The sequence below is a fragment of the Halorubrum alkaliphilum genome, assembly GCF_017873815.1.
Classification (GTDB): domain Archaea; phylum Halobacteriota; class Halobacteria; order Halobacteriales; family Haloferacaceae; genus Halorubrum; species Halorubrum alkaliphilum.
In genome coordinates this window covers 1-1,109 of record NZ_JAGGKQ010000063.1, presented here as the reverse complement: position 1 = coordinate 1,109, position 1,109 = coordinate 1, and the positions used below count along the sequence as shown (strand labels likewise).

The 1,109-nt window shown below is 51.4% G+C and carries 2 protein-coding genes; both read left to right on the top strand.

Translation table 11 applies throughout. The features are described from left to right. Positions 1 to 114: 114 nt before the first annotated feature. Positions 115 to 393: a helix-turn-helix domain-containing protein gene (locus J2751_RS15840; RefSeq protein WP_007992425.1), complete on the top strand. Its 279-nt coding sequence runs from the start codon at positions 115 to 117 to the stop codon at positions 391 to 393. A gap of 211 nt (positions 394 to 604) precedes the next feature. Beyond that, complete coding sequence (locus tag J2751_RS15475) at positions 605 to 1,027, top strand: hypothetical protein (protein WP_209487346.1); 423 nt, start codon at positions 605 to 607, stop codon at positions 1,025 to 1,027. Positions 1,028 to 1,109 lie beyond the last annotated feature (82 nt).

Sequence of the window (1,109 nt, the reverse complement as noted above, 5' to 3'; positions counted from 1 at the left end):
CCATACGAAGAGCTTCGTCGAGTCGTCAGCAACAATGAAATGATCTCACGGGCTCACGCTGTGCCGGCTGTCGAGACCTCGGGGTAAACACGTACGTTGTAATTATATCTCTATATGGACTCGCTGGATGTACTCGGATCGAAGCCCCGACTCGAACTGCTCCGATTGCTCTCGCGTCGCGATATGTACGTCTCGGAGTTGATGGAAGAGGTAGGAATGGATGGGAAAACTGCGACCCACCATCTTGACATCCTCACGGATGCAGATATACTAAGATCGTATAAAGACGGTCGACGACGGTATTATACGCTGGTTCGGGAAGTGCGACTCGAAATCACTCCATCCCCAAATCGTCGATTCGTTGCTCGGTTTCCCAGTCCCGATAAATCGTGATACGAGCCGAATCTAGAAAGGAAAACTGAATACAGCCGGTCGAAAAGAGATGCTTGAGTGCGGCGATGACGATCCTTTTACCCCCGCACTGAGCCCCTTGTGATGACAGCCATAACCGAGCCGCACTTGCTCTCGGAACCCCCAGAGACAGCTGTTGCCAAGTTCTGACGCTTCGGGTGGTTTTTATCCACAATTACTCGTAGGGCCGTATATGCCTCGAGAGTTCATTTCTGAGTACGGACTCGACCCAGGAGATTACGTCCAACATCTGGTCGATACCTTCTGTGAGCGCTGTCCGAAATTCTCCGAGCAGCCCGTTGAAGAAGCCATCTTCGTCGACGACGGTCCAGTCGATTACCTCGTCTGGTTTGCGCTCGAGGACTATGAGACACACACCTTTTTCTACCACGATGACGCGCCCGATCAGGAGGTGCTTCAGCGCTTCATTTTTCTCTCTCCATCACGCGAAGAGATATCGAAGTTCAAACTTTTCCTCCGGACGCAGTATGGTGTGTACAGAGAACTCGAGATTGCCCGACTTCTCGAACTCCCAGATGTTTATCAGCCACAATTAGGTGAACGTCCACGGGCGAATTTCGGTGTGTGTTACGAGCCAGAGGACATTCGTCTTTAGCTAAGACTCACACCTCGGTTGTGTAGCGGTAGCAAGTGTCTCTTGTAAGATCGGTCGTTGTTGATGGATCTTCTGAGCGTCC

What these genes read in the sequence shown, in the direction of transcription:
- J2751_RS15475 (WP_209487346.1), top strand. Translation starts at nt 605, where the DNA reads ATGCCTCGAGAGTTCATTTCTGAGTACGGACTCGACCCAGGAGATTAC.
- J2751_RS15840 (WP_007992425.1), top strand. Translation starts at nt 115, where the DNA reads ATGGACTCGCTGGATGTACTCGGATCGAAGCCCCGACTCGAACTGCTC.